Below are 26,486 nucleotides of genomic sequence, written 5' to 3' on the forward strand. Positions count from 1 at the left end.
CCCGCCCCTGCTCGAGCACGAGCGCGATGACGACCACCGCGACGGCGGCCAGCAGCCAGACGAGCAGGCGGCCCTGACGACGGATGCGGTGGGGCGCGAATGCGAGCGCCGCCGTCGCCAGCAGCACGCCCACGACGGGCCAGCCGACGATGACGCCCGCGAGGACGAGCGCGGGGGTGACCCACTCGAGCGACGGGATGCTCTCGGCGACCTGCGCGACGAGCACGATCGCGACCGCGATGGCCGCGCCGACCAGTCGAAGGACGGCGCTGCGGACGGCTGGTGTCGCGGGCCGCAGCAGCCTGTCGAGCAGCCACTGGAGCACGACGACCGCGATGCCGGCGACGGCCAGGATGATCAGCGCGTTGGTCATCCCCTGCGTCATCCACGGCACGGCGCCGTAGAGCAGCCTGGCGAGCAGCGCGAGCAGCACGAGCACGCCGATGATGATCAGGCGGGGACGCAGCCCCTGCTTCATCGAACCGCGCCAGCCCCCCGGCTGGTCATCGGGTCGGTCGAGGAAGGCCAGCAGCAGCGCCATCACGACGCCGAACGCTCCGAGCCCTACGACTCCCTGCAGCAGCTTGCCGAGCAGATCCATCGTGGTCATTCGTCACCTCCGGTGGATGCTGATGTGGGGGCCGCGCGTGCGGCCCCCACATCAGGCATCAGCGAACTGTTACGGCCAGCTGGACTCGACCTGGCCGAGCACGGTCTCCGTGTCGGCCCCCGAGATCCAGTCGACCATCGCCACCCAGAACGTGCCTGCGCCGACAGCGCCGGGCATCAGGTCGGACCCGTCGAACCGGAAGGTGGTGTTCGGGTCCTGCAGGGTCTCGGCAGCCGAGACCAGCAGCGGGCTGGAGGCGTTCGCCGGGTCGAGCCCGCTGTTGGCCGAGAGCACGCCGCCGAGCGAGACGCGGCTGTTGGCCCACTCCGCGCTCGAGAGGAACGTCTGCACCGCCACGACCGCCTCGTCGTCGCTGAACGCGCCGACGAACTCGCCGCCACCGGTGACGGCGGGCGCGCCCGCCTCGGTGCCGGGCAGGATGAAGGCCCACACGTCGCCGTCCTCAGCGACCGTCGTGCCCTCCGGGAAGAGGCCCTCGTAGAACGACGCCTGGTGGTGCATCGCGCACTCGCCCTCGGTGACGGGCCAGCCGGCCTGGCCGAAGTCCTGGGTCGCGATGGTCGAGACGTCGCCGAAGCCGCCGTTGACGTAGTCGGGGTTCTTGATCAGGTCGCCGACGCGGTTCATCGCATCGACGATCGCCGGGTCGTCGAACGGGATCTCGTGCGTGATCCACTGGTCATAGACGTCAGGTCCCGCCGTGCGGAGCACGTAATCCTCCACCCAGTCGGTGCCCGGCCAGCCGGTCGCCTCACCTGAGCCAAAGCCGACGCACCAGGGCTTCATGGTGTCGGAGGAGGCGATGGTCGCCGTCAGCTCATCGAGCTCGTCGAGCGTGGTCGGCACCTCCCAGCCGTTCTCCTCCCAGACCGAGGGGGAGTACCAGACGTAGCCCTTGATGCTGGCCATGAGCGGCGCGGCGAGGAACTCGCCGTCGACGGTGCCGTAGTTCTGCCAGTCCTCGCTCCAGAACTCCTGCGCGTTCGCGGCGACCGACTCGGGCGCCGGCAGGATGGAGCCGGTGCCGGCGACGGACGCCAGCAGACCCGGCTGCGGGAAGATCGCGAGGTCGGGCGGGTTGCCGCCCTGGACGCGGACGTTGATCTGGGCCTCGAACTCGCCGGAGCCCTCGTAGACCACGTCGATGCCGGTGCAGTCCTCGAACTCGGCCCACGACTCGTTGAGACGATCGGCCTCGACGTCGAGGATCGTGCCGTACAGGTCGACCTCCTCACCGTCGAAGGTGCCGTAGTCGGCGTAGGCCTCGCAGCCCGCGGCCGTGGGGGCCTCGGAGCCGCCCGGCTCGGCAGAGGGGTCGGCCGGTGCGTCGCCGACGCAGCCCGTGAGGGCGAGCGCTGCGACACCCGCGATGCCCAGCGGCATCGCGATCCTGCGTGCGTGCTTCACGTGAACTCCTTCGCTCAGTGCATTGGGCACGTGCCGCAGGCGAGGCGCACAGCGTCGTGCCGAACTCGAAACCGGAACCGGTTCCATTGCCAGCGACGCTAGCGCACCGCGCACCGGTTTGCCATCGGGCATCAGGTTGCGATTGTGCAACGATCCCAGCACGGGCGTCTTGGCCGGGGGGTCTCCAGGGCCTACGCTCGGAACCGGTTCCAACGATGGACCGGCGGCGCACCCGCCCGCCCCGGCGCGAGGAGGCACGATGCCACGGCTCGACGATGTCGCCCGCGCCGCCGGCGTCTCGAAGGCGACCGCGTCCCGCGCGCTCTCGGGCGCTGACGGCGTCTCGCCCGCCACCAGGACGAAGGTGCAGCGCGTGGCCGACGAGCTCGGCTTCCGCGCCTCCGGTGCCGCCCGGCGGCTCGCGACCGGACTCACCCGCACCATCGGCGTGCTCACCCCCTCCGTCGACCGCTGGTACTTCGGCAGCGTGCTGCACGGCATCGCGCACGCCGCCGACCTCCACGAGCACGACGTGCTGCTCTACGATCTGGGCGCCTTCGGGCACGGCGGCCACGAGAAGTTCGAGCGCTTCATGCGCCGCGGCGAGGTCGACGGCCTCGTCACCATCACCTGGAGCCTCGTCGGCGGTGACCTCACGCGGCTGGCCGAGCTCGGCATCCCGGTCGCGACGGTGGGTGAGCCGACCCCCCACACGCGCTCGTTCTGCCTCGACGACGACGCCGCCGGCGCGCAGGCCACCGAGCACCTGGTGCAGCTCGGCCACACCGACCTGCTGCACATCGCGAGCCAGACCGAGGTGCAGCCCTTCGACGCCTCCTCCTCCGACCGCCGCAAGCGCGCGTTCGAGGCCGTCTCGGCCGAGCACGGGCTGCGGATGCGTCCGGTGCGCACCGTGCCGACCACCCTGGAGGGCGCGCACGCCGTCGCGCTCCACTTCCTCGACCGGCCCGATCGCCCGACCGGCATCGTCGCCGGCACCGACGAGGTGGCGCTCGGCGTCATGCTCGCGGCGCACCAGCTCGGCATCCGCGTGCCGGAGGAGCTGAGCGTCGTCGGCGTCGACGACGTGCCCAGCGCCGCGCCCTTCGGCCTCACCACCATCCGGCAGGATCCAGCCCAGCACGGCGAGGACGTCGTCGCCTGGATCATGGGTGCGATGCGCTCGCGCGGGCGGCGCGGGGGCGATGCGAGCCAGCCCGACCGCAGCCACACCGGCTACGCGCCAGAGCTCGTGGTGCGCGCCTCGACCGCCCCGCCGCGCCCGTGACCCGCCCGCCCGGTAGCGTGGCCGGACGGTCGACGCGACCCATCGCATCCGCCCCCGTCAAGGAGCGCACGTGAGCTTCACCTCGCCCATCCCGATGCAGCCCTCGCATGCCCCCGGGCTGTCGCTCGACCGCGACTGGCACCGCAAGAGCGTGTTCTACGAGGTGATGGTGCGCTCGTTCGTCGACTCGAACGGCGACGGCTTCGGCGACTTCGACGGCCTCACCTCGAAGCTCGACTACCTGCAGTGGCTGGGCGTCGACGGCGTCTGGGTGCCGCCGTTCTACCCGTCGCCGCTGCGCGACGGCGGCTACGACGTGAGCGACTTCACCGGCGTGCTGCCCGAGTACGGCACCATCGACGACTTCAGCCACTTCGTCGCGCAGGCGCACGCGCGCAACATGCGGGTCATGATCGACCTGCCGATCAACCACACCAGCGACCAGCACCCGTGGTTCCTCGCCTCCCGCGAGGATCCGGAGGGCCCCTACGGCGACTTCTACGTCTGGCGCGACACGGACGACGGCTACCCGAACGTGCGCATCATCTTCGTCGACACGGAGGAGTCGAACTGGGCCTTCGACTCGGTGCGCCGGCAGTTCTACTGGCACCGCTTCTTCTCGCACCAGCCCGACCTCAACTACGAGAACCCGGCCGTGCACGAGGCGATCGAGGCCGTGCTGCGCTTCTGGCTCGACATGGGCGTCGACGCCATCCGGCTGGACGCCATCCCCTACCTGTACGAGTCGGAGGACGGCAACGGCGAGTCGGAGCCCGCCACGCACGCCTACCTCCGCACGCTGCGCCGCATCGTCGACGACGAGTATCCGGGCCGGGTGCTGATCGCCGAGGCGAACCAGTGGCCGGCGGAGACCGCCGCCTACTTCGGCTCCGCCGAGCAGCCCGAGTGCCACATGGCCTTCGACTTCCCGACCATGCCGCGCATCTTCTACTCGCTGCGGGCGCAGAACGCGCTCGAGCTCAAGCGCATCCTCGCCGAGCAGGTGGAGGTGCCGCCGGGCGCGGCGTGGGGCGTGTTCCTGCGCAACCATGACGAGCTCACGCTCGAGATGGTCAGCGAGGAGTACCGGCAGGCGATGTACGGCTGGTACGCGTACGACCCGCGGATGCGCTCGAACGTCGGCATCCGCCGCCGTCTCGCGTCGCTGCTCGACAACTCGCGCGCCGAGCTCGAGCTCGCCAACGCGCTCCTGCTGTCGCTGCCGGGATCGCCCTTTCTGTACTACGGCGACGAGATCGGGATGGGCGACAACATCTGGCTCGACGACCGCGACGCCTCACGCACACCCATGCAGTGGACGCCCGACCGCAACGCCGGCTTCTCCAGCGCCGACCCCGGCAAGCTCTACCTGCCGGTGGTGCAGTCGCTGGTCTACAACTACGCATCCGTCAACGTCGAGTCGCAGATGGCGCAGGCCTCGAGCCTGCTCAACTGGATGCGCTCGGTGCTGCACGCGCGGCGGCAGCACCCGGTGTTCGGGCTCGGACGTCTCACGGTGCTCGACACCGACAACGACGCGGTGCTCGCGTTCGTGCGCTCCTACGAGGGCGACGGCAGCTACGGCGGCGCGCGGCCCGAGCAGGTGCTGTGCGTGTTCTCGTTCAGCCACAACCCCGTGCACGTGACGCTCGACGCGCCGCAGTTCGCCGGATCCCGCCTGAACGACCTGTTCGGGGGCGGCGAATTCCCGACCATCGCTGCGGATGGCCGCTTCTCGCTCACCTTCGGCACGCAGTCCTTCTACTGGCTGGGGTTGAGCCCGCAGTAGGGCGCCGGGCCCGCGAGGTGGCAGACTGGCGCGGTGGAACTCGCCATTCTCGTGATCGTCGTGATCGTCGCGCTCGCGTTCGACTTCACCAACGGCTTCCACGACACGGCCAATGCCATGGCGCCATCGGTCGCCACCGGCGCGCTGAAGCCGAAGCCGGCGGTCGCGCTCTCGGCCTCGCTCAACCTGGTGGGAGCCTTCCTGTCGATCGAGGTCGCCCGCACGGTCGGCAGCGGCATCGTCGACCTCACGGGTGTCGACGGCGAGCAGCTGATGCTCATCGTGCTGTGCGGCCTGACCGGCGCGATCGTCTGGAACGTGCTGACCTGGCTGTTCGGCCTGCCCTCCTCCTCCAGCCACGCGCTGTTCGGCGGGCTCATCGGCGCCACCATCGCCGCGCTCGGCCTCAGCGGCGTGCTGTGGGGCGGCGTGAGCCAGAAGATCCTCATCCCGGCGCTCTTCGCTCCCGTGATCGCGGGCTTCGTCGCGTTCATCGGCACCTGGCTCGTGCACCGCGTGACCCGCAACATCAGCGAGCGGGCAGAGAAGCGCAGCTTCCGCTGGGGCCAGATCGGGGCGGCATCGCTCATGTCGCTCGCGCATGGCACCAACGACGCGCAGAAGACGATGGGCGTCATCTTCCTCGCCCTCGTCGCGCACGGCACGATCGACCCCGACGCCGACATGCCGCTGTGGGTGCGCGTCACGTGCGCGCTCGCGATCGCCGCCGGCACCTACATGGGCGGCTGGCGCGTGATCCGCACGCTCGGCAAGGGCATCGTCGACATCTCCCCGCGCCAGGGCATGTCGGCCGACTTCTCCAGCGCATCCATCATCCTCACCTCCAGCCACCTGGGCCTGCCGCTGTCGACCACGCACGTGGCGAGCGGCTCGGTGATCGGATCGGGCCTCGCCCGCGACGACGTGAAGGTGCGCTGGTCGGTCGCGCGGCGCATGCTGATCGCCTGGATCATCACCCTGCCTGCCGCCGGCGCAGTGGGCGCCGCCTGCCTGCTGCTCACCAACCTCTTCGACCACTTCTGGGGTGCGGTCGTCGTGACGACCATCCTCGTCGTCGCGTGCACCGCGATGTGGCTGCGCTCGCGCCTCGACCCCGTCGGCCACCACAACGTCGCCGACGACTGGGAGGCGCCGAAGGGCGAGCACAAGCGCACGATCGACCGCGAGCTCAGCGCGGTCGCCTCGCACATCGCGCCCATCTCGCGCCCCCGCAAGCGCAAGAAGAAGCGCGGCAAGAACGGTCGGAAGCGAGGCAAGTGATGTTCGACCTCGAAGTGCTGCTCGTGGCCGTCGGCTCGGTACTGGGCGTCGGCCTGCTGCTGGGCGCCGGCATCCCGCTGATCTACGCGCTCGGCGTGCGCTCGCGTGAGAGCGGCCGCCCAGGCTCGAACGCCGTCAGCGCCGCACTCATGCTGGTGTGCGTGCTGCTGGCGCTCGGCGGCATCGTCGTGATCGTCTTCGGCGACGCCATCTTCGGCGGCTGACTCAGCGCGCCCGCACCACCACCGTGCGGCCTGCCTTGTCGTGGAAGGCCTGGTTGCGCTGATCCCACATCGGCCACAGGTGGTCGGCGATCGAGAACATGCTCGCGAGCATGCCCAGCAGCGCCACGCCGCTGACCAGGTTGGGGCCGAACTGCACCAGCCAGCGCAGGCCGGCGCCCCGCAGGTCGGGGTTGCGATCCTCGTCGACCCGGCGCACGCGGATGCCGACCAGCATCTTGCCCGGTGTCTGGCCCCGCGAGGTGTGGAAGCCGATGTTGTAGAGCGCGACGAACACGAGGTTGGCGAGCGTGATGGCCAAGCCGGCGGGATGCGTGGGGGCCATCATCGCGCTCGCCGCGTCGATCGCTGCGGGGTCCTGCGCCGCCAGCGCTGCGCTCATCGCGTCGGAGACGCCCGTCATCCACAGCAGCACCATCGTGACCACCACCACCGGGATCACGTCGATCGCGTAGGCGCCCAGCCGTGCGCCCCAGCTGGCGAGCTCGCCGCTGCGGTCGGGGCGGGCGAAGGGCATGCCCTCCGGGTGACCGGAGACCTGCTGCGCGGCGCCGTGCTGGCCGGCCGTGCCCCAGCCGGTTCCGCCCGCAACCGCAGGCGGGCCAGCCGCGTCCGGCGCGCCCAGACCGTGCCCCGCATCCGCTCGCAGCATCGGCTGCGGCTCGGGTGCCGGCTCCTGCGCCTGGGTCGTCCAGCGGGCGCCGTCCCAGTAGCGGGTTGCGCCGGGGACGGCGGCGAAGGGATCGGGGTACCACCCGGCAGGCTGCTCGTTCACCCCTCGATCGTACGGCGCGCGGCTATGACGCCGCCCGCCCGAGCGAGTCGCCGACGGCTAGCGTGGGTCCATGAGCAACGACGAGGCGACCATCGTCGAGAACAGCGAGCAGGCCTGTCACGACGAGGCGGCCGCCGCCGGCCTCGAGCTGCTGCTGCCGCGCGACGTGCCGCTCGGCGGCCCGCGGGCGATGCCCGTGCAGCGCGTGCTGCCCAACAAGCACCGCCACTTCATCGGCGCCTGGTGCTTCGCGGATGCCTTCGGGCCCACCTCGCTGGTCGGGCGGCCGGGCATGGACGTGCCGCCGCATCCGCACACCGGTCTGCAGACCTGGAGCTGGCTCGTCGACGGCGCGATCGAGCACCGCGACTCGGCGGGCTTCTCGCACACGGTGCGCCCCGGCGGGCTCAACATCATGACCTCCGGCCGCGGCATCTCCCACTCGGAGTACTCGACCGCCGACACCGAGGTGCTGCACGGGGTCCAGCTGTGGACGGTGCTGCCGAGCGGCGAGCGCGACCGCGACCCGTGGTTCGACGGGCTCGACTCGGTGCCGACGGTCGAGCTCGCGCCCGGCGTGACCGCGAGCGTCTTCGTCGGCGAGCACGCCGGCGCCTCGAGCCAGGTCGGCGCCTACACGCCGCTGCTGGGCGTCGAGCTGCGCATGCGCGGCGGCAGCGAGGCGCAGCTCGAGCTGCAGGCGGGCTTCGAGCACGGCGTGCTGGCCCTCACCGACGGCATCGCGGTCGAGGACGTGCCGGCCGGTCGCGGCTCGATGGCCTACGCGGCTCCTGGTCGCGAGGCGGTCATCGTCTCGGCGGCGCAGGATGCCGTCGCCATCCTCATCGGCGGCGAGCCGTTCGCCGAGGAGGTCGTGATGTTCTGGAACTTCATCGGCACCGACCACGACGAGGTCTCCGCGGCACGAGACGAGTGGATGCGCGAGCGCGACTCGGGCGCGGACGCCCGGCCGCGCTTCGGCACGGTCGTCGACGACGTGAACCCGCCGCTCGCCGCACCGCGGCTGCCCACGGCGCAGCTGCTGCCGCGCGGGCGGGCGAAGCGCCGCGGGGCTTAGCTCGCGATCTCGACGGGAGGGCGCTGTTCGAGCACGGTCCGGCGCGGGCGATCGAGGGCGTCGAGCAGCGGCTGACGACCTGGGTGGAGCGCGGGGCGCTGCCGGCGCACGATGTGCAGGCGGCCGCGCAGCAGTACAACTGGCTCGTGATGGGCGGTCCGCTCAACGCCGCGATGCTGCTGGGCGACGAGGCGATCCCCACCCCGGCGAAGCGCCGCACGCATGCGAGCTCGGCGGTGGCCGCCTTCCTCCGATCGATCGGCGCGGCGGCGTAGGCGATCGGTCACGCCACATCCCGCCGCGAGAGCGGTTGAGTCCTAGCGGCGCGCGGCGCCGATGAGCAGGCCGGTCCCGAGCACCACCGCGAGCGCGGCCGCCAGCATGAGCGCCGGGAACGCCGCCGAGAGCCCGCCGCCGGTCATGAACGTGTCGGCCACGCCCATGCCGATCGAGAACTGCGTCATCGGCACGGCGAGCAGCGCGAAGAATGCCGCGGCGAGCAGCATGCCGGCCGCCTCGCGCTGATCGCGGCGGTTGCGCAGCAGCCCCAGTGCGAGCAGCGCGATGCCGACGACCCAGAGGCCCGCCCAGGCCAGCGGCACCCACACCCCGCCATCCTCGTTCGCCGCGGCGAGCCCCGCGTAGAGCTCCGATAGCGGCATGCCCGGCATCAGCGTCATCGGCAGCAGCACGAGCGCGTCGAGCACGCCGACCGCGATCGCCAGCAGCGCGGCCGTCGCGCCCAGCGCCGTGCCGAGCCGCGGGCGCGGCATTCCCGCGCGCATGGACGGGTCGAACGAGAGCAGCACGATGCCCAGCGCCGCAGCGGCCACCGGCGCGAGCAGGTGAGCGAGGCCGAACACGATCGCCAGCAGTCCCGCAGCCGGCGCCAGCAGGAGACCGAGTGCGACCAGGGCGCCGACCCCCAGCGCCGAGCCCAGCCGCCGAGGCTGCGCGCGCACGAGCAGCACCAACTGCGCGCACCCTGCCAGCAGCATGCCGAGCCCGACGAGCACGATCAGCGCGAGCGCGATCCCACCCGGCAGCACCCGTGCGCCCGACGCGCTCGCCCAGGGCAGTGCGAGCCCGGCGAGGTGCGCCGCGGCAACGCCACCGGCGAGCCAGCCGAGCGCACTGCGTCGGCGATCCGCCTGCAGCCGCTCGAGCGCGACCGGGTCGGCGGGCGCAGGCAGCGGTCGCAGCGGCGCGATGGCGCGGGCGGGCAGCGAGCTCATGGCCTCACGCTAGCCGTGCGCCATCGCGCCGGCGTCAGCCTGCGGGATGACTCGCTGCGCCTGCCCCTCAGCCCTTCGCGGCCTTCGCGGCCTTCGCGGCGGCCTTGGCGGCCTGCTTCGCGGCCCGCACCTCGGCGAGCGACGCCGGGTCGACGATGTCGGCCACCGACCGCTTCGCGCCCTGCTCGCCGTACGGAGCCGACGCATCCGCCCACCCCGCGCCGTCGAAGCCGGCCTGCTTGCCGAGCAGCGCGAGGAAGATCTTCGCCTTCTGCTCGCCGAAGCCCGGCAGCGCCTTGAGCCTGCGCAGCACCTCCGCACCGCTGGGCGCCTTGCCGTCGGCGTCGGCCTGTCGCCAGATGGCGCCGGCGTCGCCGCCCCACTCCTGCACGATCACGCCCGCGAGCTCCTGCACGCGCTTCGCCATCGAGCCGGGGAAGCGGTGCACTGCGGGCTTCGCGGCGAAGGCGGCGGCGAAACGCTGCGGATCCATGCGGGCGATGGCGGATGCGTCGAGGCCGTCGAGCCGGTCGCGCAGCTTCGCGGGCCCGGCGAAGGCGGTCTCCATCGGCACCTGCTGGTCGAGCAGCATGCCCGTCAGCAGCGCGAAGTCGTCGTCGGAGAGCAGTCGGTCGGCGGCCTCGTCGCCAGTGATGTGCAGCTCGTGCATGAGTTCAGTTTGCCATTGCGTTCCGCCAGGCGTCCTGATGTGCCTTGACGACGCGTGTTGCTGCCGCCCAGTGCGCGCCGTGACCATTGACGTGCATGGATGCCCACGGCTCCCGGCCAGCGGAGGCGGCATCCTCCAACAGTGCGTGCATCGCCGCTGCTCGTCGACCCATCTCCGCTGGCAGTGCCGTTCGAGTTGCCTTGTCCGCACTGTAGCCATCGACGAACGCGGCAAGGTTGCGAGCGGCGGCATGCGGCGAGTGACTCGGATCGTTCAGGGTGAAGGACTGTGCCGCATACGCCAGGTCCCACAGGCGTGTGCTGGGAGCCGCGGCATCCCAATCGATGAAGACCCAGCGCTCGCCGATGATGAGGTTCCACGGTGCGAGGTCGTTGTGGCACACAAGATCACTCCCCGGCGCGGGTACGGCGCTCTCCCACTGTGCATTCTCGGGCGGTGTGAACCGCGCGCTCGCAACGTGGATGGCACGCACGATCGATCCGGCTCGCCTCAAGTCGCCGCGGGACAGAGGGCCAAGTTCCATGGCGCTCACCCATGAATGAACTCTTGAACCGAGCGTCCGTCCTCGTCCTGCCCGAGAGGTACGGGAGCATCCACACCAGCCGCACGAACTGCCCGGACGAATGCCGTCACGCTGGGTGTGGCGGCAGTCCATGGCTTGCGCACGGTCTCTCCGACGCGCAGGACCCGGTCAGTCGCGTTCCCACCCGAGAGCGTGTGTTCTTTCACCCTGTTGTGTGTCCGTTCGTGTGGGGGCTCAGCGGTAGACCTCGCGACGTTGACCGATCGCCAGCACGAGGATCACAACCTCGCCATCATTGACGTCGTAGATCACGCGGTAGTCGCCGACACGGATGCGCATCTCGCCGCTGCCGCCTTTGAGCTGCTTGCAACCGTGAGGTCTCGGGTCGCTTGCGAGTGCGTCGATTGCGATCAGGATGCGGCGCGCAATCCCACGGTCGAGTTTTCGCACTGCCTTGAGGGCAGACTGCGCGTAGGTGATCTCGTACTGCACGGGCCGCGGTCAGAGCCCGAACTCGGCCATCACATCGGAGTGCGCCACGCGCGGCTCGGCCTCGTTCCGGGCCGCGTCGGCGGCCCGGATATCTGCCTGATCCTCCAGGGCTTGCAGTGCCCGGTCGAAGAAATCCGGTGACACAACGACAGCCCGGCGGCCGACACCACGAGACGTGATCTCGACGGGCTCGCGCTGTGCTGCAGCGATGTAGTCGCTTTGCCGTGCACGGAACTCAGAAAGGGTGATGGAAGCCATGCCTAGACGTTACAACTTGTACAAGATGCACGCAAGTAGTGGCAGGTGTTGTACCCACGGTCAGCGCACCTGCTGGTCGAGCAGCATGCCCGTCAGCAGCGCGAAGTCGTCGTCGGAGCGCAGTCGGTCGGCGGCCTCGTCGCCCGTGATGTGGAGTTCGCGCGTCATGGCTCCAGGGTGCCACGCCGCGTCCTCCGCGACCACGTCCGACTGCGGCCGCGCAGGGCCGCGCCCCCGCCTGGTCACGACAGGCGGGGGCGCGGGGATGAGGGATCAGGCGTCGCGCTCGCGGCGCCTGACGAGGAGCAGCCCACCGGCGGCGAGGAGCGCGAGCCCGGCCGCGATCATGGACATCGGGAGCTCACCGCCCGTGCGTGGCAGGGTCGGCGTCGGCGCCGTCACGCCGGGCGGCGTCACCACCGTGGGCGGCGTGACCACACCGGGCACCGGGAGCACGTGCGTCGCCGATACCGTCACCGTGTTGGTGGGCGTCTCTGGCGAGCCATCGCCGGCGACCGCCGCCGTGTTCGCGAAGACGTCGCTCACGGTGGTGCCGGGCGCGTGCGCCGGAGCAGCCGGCACCTTCGCGGTGAAGGTGATCGTCACCATCTCGCCCGGCGCCATCGAGGCGATCTCGATGCGGTGCACGAGCCCGTTGAGCGTCGCCGTGCAGGTCACCGAGCACGTGGCGAGGCCGTCGGGCATCAGGCCGTCGCGCAGCGTGTCGGTCACGACCACACCCGTCGTCGCGGCTGTGCCACCCGCGGTGACCACGACGCGGTACTGCACGGTGTTGCCGTAGTCGACGACTCCGTCGCTCGCGACCCATCCGCCGTTCACCCACTCGAAGACCGACTTCTCGGCCGCGAGGCTGCCGCTGACGAGTGGCGTCTCCTCGCAGTCGATGTTGTTGGTGTCGGTCTCACAGGTGCCGTCGGTCGGGGCGAGGTCGTCCTCGGTGGTGACCGTGGCGAGGTTGACGCGCACGCCGGGCTCGGCATCCGCGTTCACGCTCACCTTCAGCACCAGCACCACACTGGCGCCGGCGGTGAGAGCGAGGGGGTTCACGGAGCAGGTGACCGTCTGGCCCGAAGCCGCACAGCCGGCGGGGCCGCTCACGTAGGTCAGGCCGGCGGGCAGCTGATCGGTCACCGTCACCGGCTCGCCGCCGTCGACATCTCGATCGCCGACGTTCGTCACGGTGATCGTGTAGTCGAACTGCGCGCCTGGGCCTGCGATGGCGCCACCGTCATCCTTGTCGAGCGCAAGGTCGACCGGCGCGTCATTGTTCTCGATGGTGCAGGTCGCTTCGTCGCCCACCCCCAGAGTGAGCGCACCTCCCTGCAGCGCACCGCCATCGCAGACCCAGCCGCTGGCTGTGTAGCCGGTCGGGCCGCCCGACTCGGAGAGCTGGTAGACGCCGGCCCTGACCGCGCGATTCGTGATCGCGTCGGCACCGTGCGTGCCGGTGACGCCAACGGTGGGGCCAGCGGCCGTCAGCGTCCAGCCGACGTCCGCTGCGTTGCCGCCGTCGTCGTTGACGACGACCTTCCGCAGCGTCAGTCGTGGCGCGATGTCATCGTTGGTGATCGTGCAGGTGACGTGCACGCCGCGGGGAACGGTGACCGTGTCGGTGGCAGGATCGAACGCGCCGTCGCAGACCCACTCGCTCGCCGCGTAGCCGGCAGGACCAGCGGACTCCGAGAGCACATAGTCGCCGGGGATCACCGGCACGGCTGCGACACCACCTGCGCCGGAGATGCCCGGCGTCGGGCCGGCGGCGGAGAGCGTCCAGTCGCTCGCCGTCGCCGTGCCGCCGTCGCCCACGATGACGTTCTTGATGAGCGTGAGCGAGCCCGCTTGGTCGTCGTTCGTCAGCTCGCAGTACGCGCGGTCGCCGTTGCTGAGCTCGATCTGCGCGTTCAGGATGCTGATCGGTTGCTGGCCGTTCGCGTCGGACCAGCAGGCGATGCCGGTCAGCGCCCAGCCGGCCACCGCGACCTCTCCGAGAGTGTAGGTGCCGGCCGAGACGGCGACGTTCGTCACCGCGGCACTGCCCTCGACGCCGCTCAGCGAGGTCGGGCCGGTCGCCGTCAGCGTGAAGTCGGTGTCGACAGCGCTGCCGCCGTTGTCGGCGACGAGGCGCTTGAGCAGCGTGAGGTGCGCAGGGCTGTCGTCGTTCGTGATCGAGCAGACCACTGTCGCGCCCTTCGCGATCGTGACGACACTGCCGACGACCTTCCCGCCGGTGCACGTCCAGCTGCTCGCGCTGTAGCCGTCGAGGCTGGTCTCGTGGAGCGTGTAGGAGCCGGCCGGAATGGAACCGGTGAGCGAACTGCCCACGCCGGAGATCGTGTCGAAGCCGGTGAGCGCGGCGCCACTGCTCCTGCTGGCCGTCAGCCTGAAGTCAGCCGCTGTCGCGGTGCCCCCATTGTTGTTGACGACGATCTTGTCCAAGGTCAGCGTCGCGCCGCGGTCACACTCGTCGCCGTTGTCGCCGTGGTCGTCGTCGCAGGGCTCCTCATCGTCATCACACCGGTCGCCATGACCGGGGACGCAAGGCTCCTCGTCATCGTCGCACCGGTCGCCATGCCTTGGGACACAAGGCTCCTCATCGTCATCGCACCGGTCGCCATGGCCCGAGGAGCACGGCTCCTCGCCGTCATCGCAGCGGTCATCGCCGCCGCCGCCCCAACCGCGGTCACCGCTCGTGGTCATATGCGAGTCCGAACCGTGACCCGGGACGCACGGCTCCTCGCCGTCGTCACAGCGGTCACCGTCGCCGTCGCCGCCCCAACCGCGGTCACCGCTGGTGGAGGCATGCGAGTCCGAACCGTGACCCGGGTAGCAGGGCTCCTGCCCGTCGTCGCAGCGGTCGCTGCCCGTCGCGACATACGAATCCGAACCGTGGACCAGGTAGCAAGGATCGTCACCGTCATCGCACCGGTCGTCGCCAGTGGCAACATACGAGTCCGACCCGTGGCCGGGATAGCAGGGATCCTCCGCGTCATCGCAGCGGTCGCCGTCGTCACCACCGCCGCCGCCTCGGTGGTCCCCGCTCGTGGCGGCTTGCGAGTCCGGCCGGTCGCCGTCCTCGCAGCGATCCTGCCCGTCGGCGCCATGGACCGGCCCCGTCGTGGCCGGCGCGGCCTGAGTCGTGACGGCCTCGACCGCGGGCGTCACGACCGCGGGCGCGGCCTCCTCGACCGCCGGCGCGGGCTCCTCGACTTGGGGCACGACCTCCTCGACGACTGGCGCGACGTCCTCGCCCGCCGGCGCGACGTCCTCGACCTCAGTCGTGACATCGTCGAGCTCGGTCGTGGGATCGCCGACCTCGGAAGTGGTTGTGGAGGTGTCGACCGTCGTCGCATGTGCGGCGGGCAGCGCGATGAGCGGAGCGAACAAGCCGAGCGCAAGCGCGGCGGTCATCGCTGCGATGCGTCGTGCCGCCGGCATCGACGCCCTGTGGTGCTTCGCCCGCCCGTCCATGGTCAGCTCCTCGTGCATGCACCGCCGTGACGGCTGGGGGCGCCGATCCGCTCCGGACTGCGGGACTGCTCACGCACCTTGCCGATCAGATAAAGCCTTGCGACACCACTGGCGCAAGGTGCCCGGCGGAAACTCTGACAAGGTTATGGAACAGCGCTTCCTTTGCTATGACGATGCTGAGCAAGCCTGCAGGAATCACGCATCAGCGGGCTCGAAGCCCGCGCCTGCGAGAATGGAGCCATGCAGACGAAGCGCTCCAACCCCTGGGCGTGGTGGGCGTTCTGGGTCGGCCTCCTGGGCCTGATCCTCATGCCGATCCCGCTCTTCATCGGCCTGATCCTCGGCGGCGGCCTCGGCGCGATCGCCGCGATCCTCGCCGTCATCGCACTGTTCAAGTCGCGGCACGCCGGCGGGCGCGGCATCGCGCCGGCCATCCTGGCCGCGGTGTTCGTGCTGCTGACCTACGGCGGCATCTCGATCGGCGGCGGCGTCATCTGGTGACGCTGCGGTCGCCCAGCAACGACCGCGCCGCCAGCACCAGCATCGCCACGAGCCCCACGAGCAGCAGCCCGTCGGCGGCGATGTAGAGGTAGTGCAGCCCCGAGCCGCCCTCGCTCGCGCCGGTGACCACCGCATCCGTCGTGCCGTGCAGCATCGGCCGGATCACCAGCGCCTTGAGCGCCAGCACGACGGCCAGGGCGATGGCGAGCGCGCGCTCGGGCCGCCGCGCGCGCGAGCGGAAGACGGCGAGCAGCAGCAGCACCGCGAGCACCCCCTCGACGATGTTCATCGCCGCGAAGACGAGCCGGCCGATGCCGAGCCCGAGCGGGATGGTGATGCCCGGCGCCTGGAACTTCAGCGGCGTCTCGATCAGCGAGATGCCGATGATGAGGCCGAGCCAGACGGCCGGCAGGATCAGGCGGGTGGCGCGGGCGAGCATGCCCCCAATCTACGACCGGTCCGCGGTCCGTCTGTGGGCGGATGCGTCGGCACGGCACGGGGAGTGCGCCACGGGCCGGGGGTCCCACGGGCCGGGCAGGGGTGCGAGTATCGAGGGCATGGCAGCCCCCTCCACGACCCTGCTCATCATCGGCGCTTCCGGCGACCTGACCAGCAGGCTGCTGCTGCCGGGCATCGCGACGCTGCTGGCGGCTGACCCGGCCAGACGCGTCGAGATCGTCGGCACCGACCTGCGCGAGCTCGACGACGACGAGTGGCGCTCGCGCGTCGAGACGGCGATGGCAGCCGGCGACCCGGAGGGCGCTGCTGCCACGGAGGTGCTGCGCACCACTCGCTACGTGGCCGGCGACGCCACCGACGCGAAGCAGCTGCGTGCGCTGATCGACTCGATCGACTGCGAGCGGCTCGTGATCTACTTCGCCCTGCCGCCGACGGTGACCGCCCTCGTCTGCGCGACGCTCGAGCAGGTCGGGGCGCCCGAGGGCACGATCCTCGCGCTCGAGAAGCCCTTCGGCGACAGCCTCGAGCGCGCTCGCGAGCTCAACGCGCTCGTCACCCGCATCGTGCCCGAGGAGCAGGTGTTCCGCATCGACCACTTCCTGGGGCTCTACACGGTGCTCAACCTGATCGGGCTGCGCTTCGCCAATCGGCTGCTGCAGCCGGTGTGGGATCGCGACTCCATCGAGCGGGTCGAGATCCTCTACGACGAGACGGTCACGCTCGAGGGTCGCGGCTACTACGACACGGCAGGGGCGCTGCGCGACATGATCCAGTCGCACCTGCTGCAGATCATGGCGATGATCGCGATGGACCCGATCCGCTCGATCCACGAGCGCGACCTGCGCGACGCCATCGGCGCGGTGCTGCGCTCGGCCCGCGTGGTCGACCCCGTGCGCGACACCCGGCGCGGCCGCTACACGGCAGGCGCCATCGACGGGCGGGAGGTGCCCGACTACGTCGCCGAGCAGGGCGTGCAGCCCGAGCGCGGCACCGAGACGCTCGCGCAGGTGCAGGTCGAGGTCGCCAACCACCGGTGGGCGGGCGTGCCGTTCGTGCTGCGATCGGGCAAGGCGATGGGGGCCATCCGCAAGCAGGCGATCGTGCACTTCAGGCCGCCGGCCCACATCCCGGAGGGCTTCGGGGGCCGCGACACCGGCGACCGGCTGGTGATCGACTTCCGGCCCGACGGCTTCGAGCTGCACCTGACGACGAACGGCCGGGGCGACCCCTTCACGTTCGAGCAGACCGTGCTGCGCGGCGAGCTCGGCGGTGCGCAGCTCGAGCCCTACGGCGAGGTGCTCGCCTCCATCCTCGACGGCGATCCGCGGCTGGCGGTGCGCGGCGACGCCGCCGAGGAGTGCTGGCGCATCGTCGAGCCGGTGCTGGAGGCCTGGACCGCCGGCACGGTGCCGCTCGACGAGTACCCGGCCGGCTCCTCCGGCCCCGCCGGGTGGCGCACGAGCTGAGCGCCGCGGCCCGCCGCTGCTGAGGTCGCGGCGATTCCCAAGGCTCGCCGTGCACCCTTGTCCACGACGCGCATCGCAGACCGAGCCCAGGAGCCCCCGAATGACCTTCCGCTACACCGACGACGTGATCGAGGCCGTCGTGCATCACATGAACGGCGACCACGGCGATGACCAGCTCGCCATCGTCCGCGAGCATGCTCGGCCCGACGCAGCATCCGCCACGCTCGTGACGCTGGGGGCGGATGGGCTGGGCTTCGACGTCGAGGTGCCGGAGGGTCCCGAGCTGGTCACCGAGCGCGTGACCGTGGCGTGGCCGATGCCGATCGCGGAGCGCGCCGACATCCGCAGGGCGGTGGTGGCGCTCATGCCGCGAGAGAACACCGACTGACGATCCCTCGCATCCGCTGGCGCGGCGCGACGCGGTAAGGGTAGCCTTACTTCATGCCCCATTCGCCCGATCTCGCCGCCCGCCTCCGCGCTGCGACCTGGTCGGCGCATCAGGCCGCCGCGGGCGACGCGTTCCTCAAGGGACTGCTGCGCGGCGAGCGGGGCGTGCACTACTACGCGCGCCTCGCCTCGCAGCACCTCGTCATCTACCGTGCGCTCGAGACGGCCGTCGCCGCGAGCGGCGACGGCCTGGCTGCGAGCCTGCACGACCCGGCGCTCGAGCGCGTCACAGCCATCGAGGCCGATCTCGCCGCCCTCGGCGGGCCGGTCGAGCCGACCCCGGCGACGGTCGCCTACGCTCAGCTCCTCGCCGGCCTCGCCGCCGACCCGGTGCGGCTCGCGGCGCACCACTACACCCGCTACCTCGGCGACCTCTCGGGCGGCCAGCACATCGGGCGAGCGCTCTCGCGCCGCTTCGGCGCGACGACGACGAGCTTCTACCGCTTCGCGATCGACGACCTCGACGCGTTCAAGCAGCAGTACCGGGCGAAGCTCGATGCCGCAGGGCTCGACTCTGCCGCCGAGCTCGCGCTGCTCGACGAGGCGGCGCGCGCCTACGCCGCCTCGCACGCCGTGCACGCGTCGCTGGCCGACGAGGCGGCGATGGTGGCATGACCGTGGGCGCGCACACCGGCGCGGTGCCGAGCCAGCACGACGACGACACCGAGGGCCTCGCACCCGCCGCCTTCGTCGACGGCCGCTACGACGCCGACGGCGACCCGACCCGCGAGGAGTCCCTGGCACGGCTGCTCGGCGGCGGCAGGGCCGCCATCGAGGGCAGCGTGCCGCCGGTGGCGTTCCTCATCGGCTGGCTCGCGAGCGGCGGCGATCTGCTCACCGCCGCGATCTGGTCGCTGGCCGCGAGCGCCGCGACGCTCGTCGTCGCGCTCGTGCAGCGCCGCAAGCCGCGCGCCGTGCTCATCGGCATGCTCATGACCGTGATCGCGGCGATGATCGCCTACTACACGGGCGAGGCGCGCAACTTCTTCCTCATCCAGCTGCTCTCGAACGCCGCGAGCGCACTCGCGTGGATGGTCTCGATCGTGATCGGCTGGCCGTTCCTCGGGCTCATCGTGGGCGGCCTGATCGGCACCAAGACGCGCTGGCACCGGGACCCCGCGCTGCTGCGCGCCTACCAGCGCGCCTCGTGGGTCTGGGTGCTGCAGTACGTGATCCGCGTCGTCGTCTTCACCGTGCTCTATCTGCTGAACGAGACGACCTGGCTGGCGATCATGCGCGCCGCGCTCACCTATCCGCTGATCATCGCCTGCATCGCCGTCTCCGGCTGGGTGCTGTTCGCGGCCATCCCGAAGGCGCACCCCGGCATCCGCAAGCCGCAGGTGGCGCTGGCGGAGTGAATCCGCGCCGCTGGCGCAGGTTGTCCACAGGCACCCGCCCGACCATTGCGGATGCGTCGGGCCCGGCGTACAGTTCCGGGCAAGCAAGCGATGCGGACCGACCAGGCGCCTTCACCAGTTCTTGCACTTGAGCAAGCGCCACTGAGCCAGTCCGCATCGCTTCTTCTCTGCCCCTCGACACGCTCAGCGCTCCGCGTGGAGCGGCTCAGGGACCAAACTCGCGCGCGGAGCCGCGCAGGAGCCCACCCCGCTCGCTGAGCCGGTGCGCGGCGCGGCCGCACACGGTGTCGAAGCGTCACCCGCGCACACCTTGCGCAACGCATCCGTCTGTCTTATTGTGTTACGTACTTAGTACAGTGAGATAAGGGGGCGGCGTGGACTTCGACAGCACGCAGCCGATCTGGCTCCAGCTGGTCGGCGAGTTCTCGCGGCGCATCGGCGCCGGTGAGTGGCGGCCGGGCGCGCGCATCCCCGCGGTGCGCGACCTGGCGGCCGAGCTGCAGGTCAACCCGAACACCGTCCAGCGCGCCTTCGGCGAGCTGGAGCGCGATCGGCTGGTGCGCTCCGAGCGCACGAGCGGCCGCTTCGTCACCGACGACGCGACGCTGATCCGCACCCTCCGGCGGCGCCTCGTCGCCGATGCGGCCGATGCCTACGCCAGGCGCGCCGCAGGAGTCGGCCTCCCACTTGCCGACGCCCAGGCACTTCTGGCAGAGCGATGGAGCGAGCATGACCACGAAAACCCTGACGAGCACGACACCCACGTCAGCCACCGAGCGGAGGGATGACACCGTGACACGCGCCATCGACGTCCGCGGCCTGACGAAGACCTACGGACCGCTCCGCGCCATCGACGGGCTCGACCTGCAGCTGCCCTACGGGCAGGTCGTGGGCCTGCTGGGCGAGAACGGCTGCGGCAAGACCACCCTGCTGAAGGTGCTGGCGGGCGTGCTCGCCGACTACACCGGTGATGTGCGCGTCGCCGGCCACGCACCCGGACCGGAGTCGAAGGCAAGCGTCTCCTTCCTCCCCGACGTCTCGTTCCTGCCCGACGGCGCCAGGGCGAGCTACTGCATCGGGCTCTACGACGACTGCTTCAGCGACTTCGACGCCGAACGGGCGCGCGATCTGATCGGCTTCTTCGGCCTCGATGCATCGCAGCGGCTGCGCGAGATGTCGAAGGGCATGCGCGAGAAGGTGCAGATCTCGCTCGCCATGGCGCGCCGCGCCCGCGTGCACTTGCTGGACGAGCCCATCTCCGGCGTCGATCCGGCAGCTCGCGACGTCATCCTGCAGGGCGTGCTGCGCGCCATCGACGAGGAATCGCTGCTCGTCGTCTCCACCCATCTGATCCACGATCTCGAGCCCATCCTCGACAGCGCCGTCTTCATGCGCCGCGGACGGGTCGTGCTCGCCGGGCAGGTCGACGACCTGCGCGCCGAGCACGGCATGTCGCTCGACCAGCTGTTCCGGGAGGTCCACCGATGACTGCCATCCTCATGAAGCACGAGGCGATCCGCACCCGAGGGTTCCTCCTCGTCATCCTCGGCGCGGCGGTCGCGCTGGGTGCCGTCGGCTCACTGATGGCCATCACCGGCTGGCCCGTGCTGGCGGTCTTCGGCACCGTGCTCGGGTTCATCGGCGCGTTCGGGCTGGTCCCCGCGATGCTGCTCGCCTCGGCGGTCGACTACTGGCGCACGAGCTACGGCCGCGTCGGCTACTTCACGCAGACGCTGCCGGTGCGAGGCTCGCGCATCTTCTGGACGAAGTTCGCCTGGGCGTCGCTCATGCTGCTGGTCGGCCTGGTGCTGACCGTCGTGCTCTGGCTGCTCGTCATGGTCGCGAGCGCCCAGAGCCTGTTCGCCACCACGCCGACGATGCTGCTGGGGCAGGTAGGCGATGTGCTCGCCGCCGCGTACCAGGCCGCGCCGCTGCTGGTCGCGGTCGGAGCACCCGTGATCAGCATCGTCATGTACGGGTTCAACCTCGTCATGCTGTTCGCCGCGGCGTCGATCGGCTCGGAGCGCCGGCTGCAGCGGCTCGGATGGGGCGGCCCGGTGCTGGTGTGGTTCGTGCTCTACGCGATCGTGCAGGTCGTGATGTTCGTGGCGGTGCTCGCGATCCCCTTCGGGCTCGGAGTGGATGCCTCCGGCGAGTTCGGCGTCGTGCCGGTGGACATGCTGACGGCGATGCTGCAGAACACCTCGGCGAACGTCATGCCGGTGGGATTCCTGCCGGCGATGGCGCTGGCTATCCCGCTGCTGCTGTGGCGCACGGTGCACTCCTGGAACCGCAGGGTGTCGCTCGCCTGAGCTCTGGCGTAGCGTCCGGGGCATGCGAGAGCTGCCCGTCGCCCCGGACGCAGCCGACCGCGTGCGCGCCGCCATGCGCGCCGCCGACCGCCGCACGTTCCTGCCCGCGAGCGTGCGGCGGCTCGCCGGCGTCGATCGGCCGGTCGGCATCGGCTGGGACGCCACCAACTCCCAGCCCTCCACCGTCGCGCGCATGCTCGAGCTGCTCGACGTGCGGGCGGGGCAGCGGGTGCTCGACGTGGGCGCGGGCTCCGGCTGGACCACCGCGATCCTCGCGGAGCTCGGCGCCGAGGTGGTGGGCGTCGAGCTCGTGCCGCAGCTGGTCGAGCGGGGCAACGCCAACCTCGCCGACCACGCGGCCACCCGGCGCTCCTCAGGCCCGCCGACGGGCGGGACCACCGCGCGCATCCGCCCGGCCATCCCAGGCGTGCTCGGCCTGCCCGAGGAGGGGCCGTGGGACCGCATCCTCGTCTCGGCCGACTTCGGGCGCACACCCGACGCGCTCGTGGCGCAGCTGGCCGAGGGCGGGCGCATGGTGGCGCCGGTCGCCGGCGCGATGCAGGTGATCGACATGCACGGCGGCGCAGCGCGCAACCGCATCGACGGCACCGGATACGCCTTCGTGCCGCTGCGCGAGTGAGCGGCCTCACCGCGGTCCGGTCGAGCCTGCGCTCGAGATGGCGTACACCGTGCGGATCGAGCGCGAAGACGCACCGTGTGCGCCCGCTCGCGAACGGCTCCCGCGCGGGCTCGCTGTCGTAGGGTGTGCGAACGGATGTGAGGAGGCCGGATGCCCGCGACCGCCGAGGAGTTCGAGGCACGTCTCGCGCGCACCCGCGCGCGGATGATCCGCAACGGCCTCGACGGCCTCGTGATCGTCGATCCGGCGAACCTGCACTACCTCACCGGCTACGACGCCTGGTCGTTCTACATGCCGCAGCTGCTGTTCGTGCCGCTGCACGGCGACACCTTCCTCATCATGCGCGAGATGGACGCCGGCGGCGCCCACCGCACCGCCGACACCATGCCCGCCGAGCGCATCCTGGGCTACCCCGAGTCGCTCGTGCACCAGCGCAACGTGCATCCCTTCGACTGGGCCTGCGAGCAGCTGCGCGCCCGCGGCTTCGGCAAGCGCGGCCGGGTCGGCTACGAGGGCGAGGCGCACTTCCTGTCAGTGCGCTCGTTCCTGGCGCTGCAGCGCGGCATGCCCGAGTGGCAGCTGGTCGACGCGCACGACCTCGTCAACTGGGTGCGGCTGGTCAAGAGCCCGTATGAGCTCGACCTCATGCGCGCCGCCGGCAAGGTCGCCTCCGCCGCCATGCGGGCTGGCATCGACGCCGTCGCGGGCGGCGCGCGGCTCAACGACATCGCCGCCGCCATCCAGTTCGCGCAGGCCACCGGCGTCGAGGGAGCCGAGGGCGACTACCCGGCGATCGTGCCGATGTTGCCGGCCGGCGAGAGCGCCGACACCCCCCACATGACCTTCAGTTCCCGCCGCCTCGATGCCGGCGAGACCGTCTCGATCGAGCTCGCCGGCGCCCACCGCCGCTACCACGCACCGCTCGCGCGCACCCTGTCGCTCGGCCGCCCGGAGCCGCGGTTGCAGCGCATCGCCGAGGTCGCCGCCGAAGGCCTGCAGCTCGTGCTCGACGGTCTGCGGCCTGGCCGCACGGTGGCCGAGGTGCACGGGCTGTGGCAGTCGCACATCGCCAAGGAGGGCGTCGAGAAGTCCTCACGGCTCGGCTACTCGATCGGCATCGGCTACCCGCCCGACTGGGGCGAGCGCACGGTCTCGATCCGCGGCGACGACCAGAACATCATCGAGGCGGGCATGTGCCTGCACGTGATCGCCGGCATGTGGATGTCGGGGTACGGCTGCGAGATCAGCGAATCGGTGGCGGTCACCGAGGCCGGCGCCGAGGTGCTCACCTCCGCGCCGCGCGAGCTCATCGTGAAGGAGTGAAAGTGACGGATGCACGACAGAGCCCCGCGGCCGCGGACGTCGCGGACGACCTGCGACGGGCGCTCGAGCTCGTCGAGGATGCCACGATCGTCGCCGACGCCTCCTCGCTCATCCTCGCGGCGAGCGAGAACCCCGGCGGCACCGAGCTGCACACGGTGCGGGTGCTGGAGTCGATCGCCTCGCGCCTGGGCGGCCGCACCGCGCGCACGACGGTGGCGCCCGATCGCCCCAACCTGTCGATCCGCTTCGGCCCGGATGCGACCGCCCAGCGACCGGCGGTGCTCATGCTCGGCCACAGCGATGTGGTGCCGGCGGGCGAGGGGTGGACGGCGAACCCCTTCAACCCGCGCGTCGCCGACGGCTGGCTGACCGGCCGCGGCGCCACCGACATGAAGGGCGGCATCGCCGCCGCGCTGCAGGCGATGGGCGCCGTGCACCAGGTGCTGCCCGAGCTGCCGCTCGAGCTGCTCGTCACCGTCGACGAGGAGGATCTCGCGACGGGCATCCAGGCCCACATCGCAGAGCCGCCCGGCCACTACCTCGCCTGCATCGTCGCCGAGCCCACCGACCTCGCCGTCGTGATCGCCTGCCGCGGTGCCGCCAACCTGCTGGTCGAGGTCACCGGCCGCGCCGCGCACGCCGGCCGGCCCGAGGACGGCGCGAGCGCCATCACCACCGCCGCGCGCATCGCCAGCTGGATCGCCGACGACCACGACCGGATGCGCGCGGGCGCCGGCGGGCTGCTCGGCTCCGCCACCTGGAGCGTCGGACGCATCGAGGGCGGCCACGGCACCTCCATCGTGCCGGACCGCTGCACGCTGCTGGTCGACCGGCGGCTGATGCCGGACGAGACGGGCGAGCAGGCACTCGCGCAGCTCGAGACCGGCATCGCCGGGCTGCCGGGCATCCCCGGCTGCACCGCGCAGGCCAGGCTGCAGATGGAGATGCCCGGGTTCGAGACCGAGCCGACGCATCCGCTTGTCCGAACTGCCGTGGGAGCGCTCACCGCAGAAGGCGCCGAGGCGCCGGTGGAGGCGTGGACGGCCGCGTGCGAGGGCGGCTTCATCGCGCGCCACCACGGCTGCCCCACGATCATCCTCGGCCCCGGCGACATCACCGCGCAGGCCCATCAGCCCGACGAGCGCGTCCGCATCGCCGACCTCGCCACAGCCGCACGCGCGTACACTCGCATGCTTATACAGCTCCACAGCACCAGCAGCACGACCGGAAGCACGAGCTGAACGAACCTGAAGCACGATCCTGAAGCACGACCCCCAGGCACCATCCAGAAGGGACACGGCCATGACCGAGCACGCAGCAGGAGGGGCGCGACCAGCGCACGAGCCGCCCCCCATCACCCGTGAGAACGACCTCTCGTCCATCCAGCGGAAGACCGTCAAGAAGTCGGTGATGGGCGCGATGGCCGGCAACGCCATCGAATGGTTCGACTACGGCATCTACGGCTACCTCACGGTGCACCTGTCGAACCAGATCTTCGGCGGCTCCGAGAACTCGGTGCTGTGGGCGCTGTTCGGCTTCGCGATCTCGTTCCTGATCCGCCCCATCGGCGGTGCGGTGCTCGGGCCCCTCGGCGACCGCATCGGGCGCCAGAAGGTGCTCGTGTTCACCATCCTGCTGATCTCCGTCTCCACCGCCTGCATCGGCATCCTGCCGACCTGGGACATGGTGGGCTGGCTGTCGCCGGCTCTGCTCTTCCTGCTGCGCATCATCCAGGGCTTCTCGGCCGGCGGCGAGTACGCCGGCGCCGCGGTCTACATGGCTGAGCACGCGCCCGACGACCGGCGCGGCTTCTGGGGCTCGTTCCTCGAGTTCGGCACCCTGCTGGGCTTCTCGATGGCGGCGATCCTCGTCACCGCGCTCGAGTTCATCGTCGGCTCCGACGGCATGGAGGCCGGCTGGTGGCGCCTGCCGTTCCTGCTCACCCTGCCGCTGGGCATCGTCGCGCTGCTGATGCGCAAGAACCTGCACGACTCCGACACCTTCAAGGAGGCGCAGGAGACGGACACCCGCACGAGCGCCTGGCAGACGCTGCGCGACCTCGTGACGCAGCAGCCGAAGCAGCTGCTGAAGATCATGGGCATCACGGTGCTCATCAACACCGGCTTCTACCTGGTGCTGACCTACATGCCCACGTACCTCAACACATCCCTCGACATGGATGCGACGCAGGCGGGCATGATGCTGGTCGCCGTGCAGCTGATCATGATGGTCGTCATCATTCCGCTGGGCGCGCTCACCGACCGCATCGGCAGGCGACCGGTGCTGCTGACCGCTGCGGCCGGGTTCACGCTCTTCTCGATCCCGGCGATCATGCTGCTCGACACCGGCGTGATCGCGCTGCAGATCCTGGGCCTGGCGATCTTCGGCATCTTCCTGGTGATGCTGCTGTGCAACATCTCGGCGACGCTGCCCGCGCTGTTCCCGACCACGGTCCGCTACGCGGGCTTCGCGCTGGGCTACAACGTCGCGACCTCGCTGCTGGGCGGCCCGGCCGGCCTGATCAATGAGGCACTCATCGACAGGACCGGTTCGACGCTGGTGCCGGGCTTCTACATGACGGTCGCCGGCATCATCGGCCTGATCGCCATCTGGACCTTCAACGAGACCGCCGGCCGCAGCCTGCGCGGCGACGTCGTGCCGGGCGAGGACGACCTCGACCGGGTCGCGATCGGCCAGGACCTGATCGGCAAGGTGCACGACCCGAACAACGAGCTCGAGGCGGTGCAGGCGCGCGCGAACGGCACGGGGCCGAACCGCACGATCGACTGACCGGCGCGACA

General features: G+C 71.1%; 28 protein-coding genes and 2 pseudogenes. 19 read left to right on the forward strand and 11 right to left on the reverse strand.

Features of this window, described 5'->3' with window-relative positions; all coding sequences use genetic code 11:
* Positions 1-679: 679 nt before the first annotated feature.
* Positions 680-2,014, reverse strand: coding sequence for an ABC transporter substrate-binding protein (locus BM288_RS06630; protein WP_318255427.1), 1,335 nt, complete (start codon positions 2,012-2,014; stop codon positions 680-682).
* A 283-nt stretch (positions 2,015-2,297) separates the two neighbouring features.
* Here BM288_RS06630 and BM288_RS06635 point away from each other — a divergent pair, with 283 nt between their 5' ends.
* From BM288_RS06635 to BM288_RS06650, 4 genes are all read left to right on the forward strand, one after another.
* Positions 2,298-3,326 carry a LacI family DNA-binding transcriptional regulator gene (locus tag BM288_RS06635; RefSeq protein ID WP_092917115.1) on the forward strand — a complete coding sequence of 343 codons (1,029 nt, stop codon included), beginning with the start codon at positions 2,298-2,300 and terminating at the stop codon, positions 3,324-3,326.
* A 94-nt stretch (positions 3,327-3,420) separates the two neighbouring features.
* A complete protein-coding gene (gene treS / locus BM288_RS06640) occupies positions 3,421-5,115 on the forward strand; it encodes a maltose alpha-D-glucosyltransferase (protein WP_177220312.1) in 1,695 nt (564 codons plus the stop codon).
* A gap of 33 nt (positions 5,116-5,148) precedes the next feature.
* Positions 5,149-6,396 carry an inorganic phosphate transporter gene (locus tag BM288_RS06645; protein WP_318255383.1) on the forward strand — a complete coding sequence of 416 codons (1,248 nt, stop codon included), beginning with the start codon at positions 5,149-5,151 and terminating at the stop codon, positions 6,394-6,396.
* Positions 6,396-6,620, forward strand: a complete 225-nt coding sequence (locus BM288_RS06650) for a hypothetical protein (RefSeq protein ID WP_092917119.1) — start codon at positions 6,396-6,398, stop codon at positions 6,618-6,620. Before BM288_RS06645 ends, BM288_RS06650 begins: the two co-directional genes overlap by 1 nt.
* A 1-nt stretch (position 6,621) precedes the next feature.
* On the opposite strand, the gene BM288_RS06655 is transcribed toward BM288_RS06650, so the two are convergent.
* Positions 6,622-7,413, reverse strand: coding sequence for an RDD family protein (locus BM288_RS06655; protein ID WP_092917121.1), 792 nt, complete (start codon positions 7,411-7,413; stop codon positions 6,622-6,624).
* A 70-nt stretch (positions 7,414-7,483) separates the two neighbouring features.
* Here BM288_RS06655 and BM288_RS06660 point away from each other — a divergent pair, with 70 nt between their 5' ends.
* Both BM288_RS06660 and BM288_RS14465 read left to right on the forward strand, forming a co-directional pair.
* Positions 7,484-8,491 carry a pirin family protein gene (locus BM288_RS06660; protein WP_092917123.1) on the forward strand — a complete coding sequence of 336 codons (1,008 nt, stop codon included), beginning with the start codon at positions 7,484-7,486 and terminating at the stop codon, positions 8,489-8,491.
* 23 nt (positions 8,492-8,514) lie between these two features.
* Complete coding sequence (locus BM288_RS14465; protein WP_092917802.1) at positions 8,515-8,766, forward strand: TetR/AcrR family transcriptional regulator C-terminal domain-containing protein; 252 nt, start codon at positions 8,515-8,517, stop codon at positions 8,764-8,766.
* A gap of 42 nt (positions 8,767-8,808) precedes the next feature.
* Here the strand turns inward: BM288_RS14465 and BM288_RS06670 are convergent, their stop codons facing one another.
* The 8 genes and pseudogenes from BM288_RS06670 to BM288_RS14625 all read right to left on the reverse strand — a co-directional run.
* The gene (locus BM288_RS06670) at positions 8,809-9,726 is read right to left on the reverse strand and encodes a hypothetical protein (protein WP_092917125.1); all 918 of its coding nucleotides are present in this window, start codon (positions 9,724-9,726) and stop codon (positions 8,809-8,811) included.
* A 67-nt stretch (positions 9,727-9,793) separates the two neighbouring features.
* The gene (locus BM288_RS06675; protein ID WP_092917128.1) at positions 9,794-10,396 is read right to left on the reverse strand and encodes an HhH-GPD-type base excision DNA repair protein; all 603 of its coding nucleotides are present in this window, start codon (positions 10,394-10,396) and stop codon (positions 9,794-9,796) included.
* Positions 10,397-10,400: 4 nt separating this feature from the next.
* Positions 10,401-10,889: a phosphotransferase gene (locus tag BM288_RS06680; protein WP_318255384.1), complete on the reverse strand. Its 489-nt coding sequence runs from the start codon at positions 10,887-10,889 to the stop codon at positions 10,401-10,403.
* Positions 10,890-11,174: 285 nt separating this feature from the next.
* Positions 11,175-11,432, reverse strand: a complete 258-nt coding sequence (locus BM288_RS06685) for a type II toxin-antitoxin system RelE family toxin (protein WP_092917130.1) — start codon at positions 11,430-11,432, stop codon at positions 11,175-11,177.
* Positions 11,433-11,441: 9 nt separating this feature from the next.
* Positions 11,442-11,690: a type II toxin-antitoxin system prevent-host-death family antitoxin gene (locus tag BM288_RS06690; RefSeq protein ID WP_092917132.1), complete on the reverse strand. Its 249-nt coding sequence runs from the start codon at positions 11,688-11,690 to the stop codon at positions 11,442-11,444.
* Positions 11,691-11,756: 66 nt separating this feature from the next.
* Positions 11,757-11,858, reverse strand: a pseudogene (locus BM288_RS06695) (HhH-GPD-type base excision DNA repair protein); the annotation flags it as partial.
* A gap of 105 nt (positions 11,859-11,963) precedes the next feature.
* Positions 11,964-13,889, reverse strand: coding sequence for an LPXTG cell wall anchor domain-containing protein (locus BM288_RS06700; RefSeq protein WP_318255428.1), 1,926 nt, complete (start codon positions 13,887-13,889; stop codon positions 11,964-11,966).
* Positions 13,887-14,156 (reverse strand): annotated as a pseudogene (locus BM288_RS14625) (hypothetical protein); the annotation flags it as partial. The gene BM288_RS06700 and the pseudogene BM288_RS14625, both read right to left, overlap by 3 nt.
* Positions 14,157-14,189: 33 nt before the next feature.
* Between BM288_RS14625 and BM288_RS14290 the strand changes: the two are divergent.
* Together BM288_RS14290 and BM288_RS06705 are read left to right on the forward strand one after the other, a co-directional pair.
* The gene (locus BM288_RS14290; protein WP_143103053.1) at positions 14,190-15,209 is read left to right on the forward strand and encodes a hypothetical protein; all 1,020 of its coding nucleotides are present in this window, start codon (positions 14,190-14,192) and stop codon (positions 15,207-15,209) included.
* A gap of 210 nt (positions 15,210-15,419) precedes the next feature.
* On the forward strand, positions 15,420-15,680 hold the full coding sequence (locus tag BM288_RS06705) for a hypothetical protein (RefSeq protein WP_092917136.1): 261 nt from the start codon (positions 15,420-15,422) through the stop codon (positions 15,678-15,680).
* Here the strand turns inward: BM288_RS06705 and BM288_RS06710 are convergent.
* On the reverse strand, positions 15,670-16,119 hold the full coding sequence (locus BM288_RS06710; protein ID WP_092917138.1) for a hypothetical protein: 450 nt from the start codon (positions 16,117-16,119) through the stop codon (positions 15,670-15,672). The two genes, BM288_RS06705 and BM288_RS06710, sit on opposite strands and share 11 nt — an antisense overlap.
* Positions 16,120-16,237: 118 nt before the next feature.
* Between BM288_RS06710 and BM288_RS06715 the strand changes: the two genes are divergently transcribed.
* The 11 genes from BM288_RS06715 to BM288_RS06765 all read left to right on the forward strand — a co-directional run bounded on the left by BM288_RS06715 (position 16,238) and on the right by BM288_RS06765 (position 26,475).
* The gene (locus BM288_RS06715; protein WP_092917141.1) at positions 16,238-17,605 is read left to right on the forward strand and encodes a glucose-6-phosphate dehydrogenase; all 1,368 of its coding nucleotides are present in this window, start codon (positions 16,238-16,240) and stop codon (positions 17,603-17,605) included.
* A gap of 100 nt (positions 17,606-17,705) precedes the next feature.
* Complete coding sequence (locus BM288_RS06720) at positions 17,706-17,993, forward strand: DUF2470 domain-containing protein (protein ID WP_092917143.1); 288 nt, start codon at positions 17,706-17,708, stop codon at positions 17,991-17,993.
* Positions 17,994-18,046: 53 nt separating this feature from the next.
* Complete coding sequence (locus tag BM288_RS06725) at positions 18,047-18,667, forward strand: biliverdin-producing heme oxygenase (RefSeq protein ID WP_092917145.1); 621 nt, start codon at positions 18,047-18,049, stop codon at positions 18,665-18,667.
* The gene (locus tag BM288_RS06730) at positions 18,664-19,410 is read left to right on the forward strand and encodes a DUF3159 domain-containing protein (RefSeq protein WP_092917147.1); all 747 of its coding nucleotides are present in this window, start codon (positions 18,664-18,666) and stop codon (positions 19,408-19,410) included. Before BM288_RS06725 ends, BM288_RS06730 begins: the two co-directional genes overlap by 4 nt.
* Positions 19,411-19,784: 374 nt before the next feature.
* Positions 19,785-20,198 (forward strand): GntR family transcriptional regulator, encoded by a 414-nt coding sequence (locus BM288_RS06735; RefSeq protein ID WP_092917148.1) that lies wholly within the window; start codon positions 19,785-19,787, stop codon positions 20,196-20,198.
* A gap of 4 nt (positions 20,199-20,202) precedes the next feature.
* Positions 20,203-20,898 carry an ABC transporter ATP-binding protein gene (locus BM288_RS06740; protein ID WP_318255385.1) on the forward strand — a complete coding sequence of 232 codons (696 nt, stop codon included), beginning with the start codon at positions 20,203-20,205 and terminating at the stop codon, positions 20,896-20,898.
* Positions 20,895-21,722, forward strand: coding sequence for a hypothetical protein (locus tag BM288_RS06745; RefSeq protein WP_092917152.1), 828 nt, complete (start codon positions 20,895-20,897; stop codon positions 21,720-21,722). The genes BM288_RS06740 and BM288_RS06745 overlap by 4 nt, the downstream gene beginning before the upstream one ends.
* 22 nt (positions 21,723-21,744) lie before the next feature.
* A complete protein-coding gene (locus BM288_RS06750) occupies positions 21,745-22,362 on the forward strand; it encodes a protein-L-isoaspartate O-methyltransferase family protein (RefSeq protein WP_092917154.1) in 618 nt (205 codons plus the stop codon).
* A 150-nt stretch (positions 22,363-22,512) separates the two neighbouring features.
* Positions 22,513-23,685, forward strand: a complete 1,173-nt coding sequence (locus BM288_RS06755; protein WP_092917156.1) for a M24 family metallopeptidase — start codon at positions 22,513-22,515, stop codon at positions 23,683-23,685.
* A 2-nt stretch (positions 23,686-23,687) separates the two neighbouring features.
* Positions 23,688-24,926 carry a M20 family metallopeptidase gene (locus tag BM288_RS06760; protein WP_318255386.1) on the forward strand — a complete coding sequence of 413 codons (1,239 nt, stop codon included), beginning with the start codon at positions 23,688-23,690 and terminating at the stop codon, positions 24,924-24,926.
* A 61-nt stretch (positions 24,927-24,987) separates the two neighbouring features.
* Entirely contained in the window at positions 24,988-26,475 is a 1,488-nt protein-coding gene (locus tag BM288_RS06765) for an MFS transporter (protein WP_092917158.1), read from the forward strand.
* Positions 26,476-26,486 lie beyond the last annotated feature (11 nt).

Origin of the sequence: Agrococcus baldri (assembly GCA_900114805.1) — a bacterium.
Lineage (GTDB): Bacteria > Actinomycetota > Actinomycetes > Actinomycetales > Microbacteriaceae > Agrococcus > Agrococcus baldri.